Raw genomic sequence first — 4,479 nt, forward strand, 5'->3', positions numbered from 1 at the left:
CCTTGGGGGGCTAACAAAGATAAGCCTCCGGCAAAGCCGGAGGTGATTTAACTTCGGTAATTCATCTAAAAGTTCATCTGGGTCTTGTAAAATCTGATAGGAAATATTTTGCTCCAACCGTGCCAGCCACTTCGAGGAGGAACATTGAGCATCAGCGTCTACAAGCAATACAGAGGCTTTCTGCTTTTGCAACCAGCGAACCAAATGTACAGCAATGGTTGACTTACCTGCTCCACCTTTTTGATTAATAATCGCGACGATCGGCATGAGTAGGATCGGAATTACATAGCTAGTCTACGGTACCCCGGTTCTGCTGGCATACTGTAAGCAAATAAAAATCCACTGGGTTAGATAACCTCAGACTTCATACCTTCTGACGTTCTCGTCCCCGTGAATAAATAGTGATAGGTTACAACTGCTCATTCAAAGCGTTACTTTCGACCTTGATGGTCTGCAATTCTATTTCAAGCTGTTCGACTGTAGGAATGAGGATTTTAAGTTGCTCAGGCAGATCGGAACCAATTCTGTGGGTTGAGACACCTATGGGCTGAGTCATTCCTTGAAGCGCTAATTCAGCAACCGTTTTGTTCTTAAATTTGCAAAGAACAATGCCGATCGTTGGTTGATCGTCTGGATGACGCAAGAGGGCATTGACGGCTGAAACATAGAAATTCATCTTCCCTGAAAATTCTGGCTGAAACTCAACCATCTTGAGGTCAATAACAATAAAGCATCGCAACTTGAAGTGGTAGAGAAGGAGGTCAATTCGATATTCCTATCCATCCACCACAATGGGATGCTGGCTACCGACAAACGAGAAACCGCTTCCCAGTTCTAGCAAAAAATCCCGAATGTGATCCACTAAAGCCCTTTCCAAATCCCGTTCCTGCGCTGCTTTCGCTAAAGTGAGGAAATCAAAGTTATGGGGGTCTTTCAGAAGTTGCTGTGCCAGATCCGATTGTGGTTGTGGCAAAGTTCTTTCAAAGTTAGTAATTGCTCCACCTTGGCGACGATACAGGCCCGTATCAATTTGGATCTCTAGAATGCTTCGACTCGGGGTTGAGCCGACATAAAGGCAAAAAGGTGCCAGATGGGCTAGAACGCTTTCTGTATCTACGCTCCGTCAATGTGAATCGGCAAGGCAATAGCTGTCTCTAACGGCTGTGGTTTTTGCTGGAAATTGACGACATAATCGTCACTCAACAAACAACTTTGACAAATTGCTCTTAATTTTGCATGGCTTCCTGTCGGTCACCACTACAGACCTAGGGAGTTAACTTGTGCATCGAATTTTTGCTTTGTTTAGGGAGGGCAACTCATGCAGGTAGCCCCCTCCCGTACCTTTCCATCTGTCCAAGAAAGCGATGATCGCTTCCTCGCGCTCTGGCCCCACCGCTATGACTATCTCTGGGCCGAGCACCCCCATCCCGACGAGCGACCCGACTGGCAAACCGAGAGCCGTCATCCCCTTTCAGATCGCCTGCTGCAATAGGGCGCGATGCTCTACGGTGTCCGCTTTGGTCCCACCACCCGTTACTGTGTCCTCGATGTGGACAAGGGCAGTATTTATCACCCCACGCGCGATCGCTTCGCCTGGCGGCGGTTAATCGGAGCGTTGGAAGTCTTAGAACTGGTGCAAGCCGTGGTCTGCACGTCCAGCTACAGCGGCGGTCTCCATCTCTACTTCCCCTTGGACACCGAACAGAAGACATGGGCGATCGCCCTGACCGTCTCTACCCTGCTGGAAAACAACGGGTTCAAACTGGCTCCTGGACAACTCGAAGTGTTTCCCAACTGCAAAGCTTACGTCACCAGTAGTGAGCACAGTCTCTACAACGGTCATCGTCTCCCCATGCAAGCGGGGTCGTATCTCCTGAATCAAGACCTCCAGATGATTTGGGGCAATCAAGAGACGTTTGTGCAGCACTGGCAGTTCGCTCAAAGTCGCAACAGCCTCGACACCAAGGCGTTGGAACGGATTCTCAAAGCCGCGCGACGACGACAGTTTCGTGTCACCGGCAAAGCCGACAAGTTTCTGCATGACCTGAATGCCGAAATTGAGCAGGGTTGGACGGGTTCCGGGCAGACCAATCGGTTACTCGGACGCATTGCCATGCGTTCTTACATCTTTGGGCATGTCCTCTATACCGACAAGCCGTTAGAAGGCCATGCTCTGGTACACGATATCGTCACAACCGCACAAGCCCTACCCGGCTACCACGCTTGGTGTCAGCATCAACAGGAGATTGAGCAACGCGCTCAAGACTGGAGGCTCGCTGTTGAACAAAGCCACTACTTTCATTACGGCACTGATAAACGTCCAGCAGAACTCAGTTCCGATCGCCCTGAGGAGTCAGAGCCCAACTGGAACCAGCAACAACAAGCTGAGGCTAGAGCACGCATTCAACAAGCCGTCGCTGACCTTTTAGAGCAAGAAGCACTCCCGTCAGGCATTACCGAGCGCTTCGATGCCCTCATCCCCTATGGACTGAGTGGAGCGACACTCTATCGGCATCGCGATCTGTGGCATCCCAGGCATTTACAAAACGCAACAATCGGCGCGCTTCAGAGTGCTGTGGAGCCGGAGTGCGCGTGGGCGGCATCCAGCTCCACCAGTCACACAAACTTATTGGGTGAAAGCGGGTGTAATACGCTGTCTGATGGGGTTACTAGCGCTTTGGAACGTGTGGAACCAGGGGCGATCGGGTGTAATAGCTTTCCTGGTGAGGATTTGAGTTACGCAGAGACGAAAAATATGACCCAAGAGGAGGGGATTGCCTATATTAAACAGGTGTTGAACCAGGTCAAAGCGAGGCGGCAAGTGGAGATAGCACAGGAACGTCAACGACTGGACAGACGCGACCAGCTAGTACTCCCGTTTGGCGAAAATCTAGAGTAACCCTTGGTAGCACTGTGCTTAAGGGTTAGAGCAACGTCAGTTTGAGGCGTACTGGTACTTGAGTGCGGAACCACTGCTTGCGGGTGGGTAGTCTTAAGTAAAAGCTGCTTTCGCAAAATTACAACCATGCCGCCTCAAATCGATACTGGAGTCGCTTACCTGCTTTGGTGTACCTGTTTGTTCGGGTTCTGCGGTGGGCAACGGTTCTACGCGGGCAAAATTGGCTCCGGCTTGCTCTATCTGTTCACGTTCGGTCTGTTCGGGTTTGGGCAACTGATCGACCTGGCTTTGATTCCCGGTATGGTCAACGAGCGTAATCAGACTTTACGCGGTCGCTATCTTGGTCAACCCTATCAGTCAATCGCGACTGCGAGTGTGGGACCTGTACCCACAGCCATGCCACCCATGCAGAAGCTCTTAAAGGCAGCGAAGGCTAACGGTGGGACCTTATCGCTGGCGCAGGCGGCTTTGCACACGGAGTTAGAACCGGCGGCACTCAAGGCTTTGCTTAAAGAGGCGCAGCAACTAGACTATGCCGAAGTTACCAATGATCCCAAGACCGGTGCAATCCGCTATCGTTTCGACGTTTAGGCCTCTAGTTGCACTGGGTTCCCGTAGAAGGGCAAGATGTCGCTTGAAGCGGCTGTAACCCTCAACCCTCTATACGCTGTCATATCCCAAGTACGATCCGAAGCAGATGACCATCAGGGTCTGCCGTAAGAAAGCCGTGTTGAATGCTTAACGCTGGTTCTGAGACTGTAACCATTGGAGACAGGGTCAAAGGCTGTGCTGCCTGTAGCTGCTGAGTTGCCGCAATTATATCCGGCACCACGAGCGTCGTTTGGCAAACCCACACATCATTGGCACGAGTGTCAGCAGGCATAGATCGCCCATCATTGGGGTTTATATATGCCAACAACTCAAGCCCAAAACCATTTGGTGCTTTCAAACTGCTAATTTGCACCTGCACATCAGAAACCCCGCTAAGATGCTCCTGCTCAGAGCCAGAATTTTGGCTTTCTTGCTGCAACTCCATGCCCAGTTGATCGCAGTAAAAGGCTCGACTGGCAGCTGTATTGCCCACCACGATCGCTGTGTGGTCAATACCCAAAAAAAGTGCTTCGGTTGCCTGGTGCCATTTAGAATCGCCTTTATCGGTTGGAAATTGAATCAATTCAAGATTGTGACCATCTAAATCTTTAAAGTAGAAGGATTGAATGTCTCCAGCCACAGGATTCCATTTAGGTAACGTCTGTGGATTGGGTGAAGTTTGCGGTGCCCAATGTTGACGTAAGTGCTGATACGCCTTTGACATATCGTTAACCACGATCGCGAGATGTTGAAACCAGCGATCGTGACTCCGGGAATCGGCTGGGATCGGTCTCCCTTTCGGTGTGAGAAATTCAATTAGCTCAATCATTTCATCGCCCAACTGCAATTGCACCACACGCAACTGCACGTTGGACAGTCCGTACAGGCGATCACACACTTCGCCTGCGACTTCACGATCAGAGATTTTTTTGCAGCCTAGTGGTCAGTCAATAAAAGTCTGACGAGTCTTCTGGGCAATCTAGAAGCAG

5 protein-coding genes and 1 pseudogene are annotated in these 4,479 nt (G+C 50.5%); 3 read left to right on the top strand and 3 right to left on the bottom strand.

Going from position 1 to position 4,479, the window contains the following annotated elements; genetic code table 11:
* A partial coding sequence (locus AC5JLP_RS07680; protein WP_496067337.1) for a ParA family protein occupies window positions 1-267 on the bottom strand: 267 nt, incomplete at its 3' end.
* A 142-nt stretch (window positions 268-409) separates the two neighbouring features.
* A pseudogene (locus tag AC5JLP_RS07685) lies at window positions 410-973 on the bottom strand (PDDEXK nuclease domain-containing protein).
* A gap of 345 nt (window positions 974-1,318) precedes the next feature.
* Between AC5JLP_RS07685 and AC5JLP_RS07690 the strand changes: the two are divergent.
* The 3 genes from AC5JLP_RS07690 to AC5JLP_RS07700 all read left to right on the top strand — a co-directional run bounded on the left by AC5JLP_RS07690 (window position 1,319) and on the right by AC5JLP_RS07700 (window position 3,490).
* Entirely contained in the window at window positions 1,319-1,492 is a 174-nt protein-coding gene (locus AC5JLP_RS07690) for a hypothetical protein (RefSeq protein WP_496067338.1), read from the top strand.
* 6 nt (window positions 1,493-1,498) lie between these two features.
* Window positions 1,499-2,899, top strand: coding sequence for a hypothetical protein (locus tag AC5JLP_RS07695; RefSeq protein WP_496067339.1), 1,401 nt, complete (start codon window positions 1,499-1,501; stop codon window positions 2,897-2,899).
* A gap of 126 nt (window positions 2,900-3,025) precedes the next feature.
* A complete protein-coding gene (locus AC5JLP_RS07700; protein ID WP_496067340.1) occupies window positions 3,026-3,490 on the top strand; it encodes a TM2 domain-containing protein in 465 nt (154 codons plus the stop codon).
* Window positions 3,491-3,569: 79 nt separating this feature from the next.
* Here the strand turns inward: AC5JLP_RS07700 and AC5JLP_RS07705 are convergent, their stop codons facing one another.
* Window positions 3,570-4,388, bottom strand: a complete 819-nt coding sequence (locus tag AC5JLP_RS07705; RefSeq protein WP_496067341.1) for a VOC family protein — start codon at window positions 4,386-4,388, stop codon at window positions 3,570-3,572.
* Window positions 4,389-4,479: the final 91 nt, after the last annotated feature.

This window comes from Stenomitos rutilans (assembly GCF_059505485.1).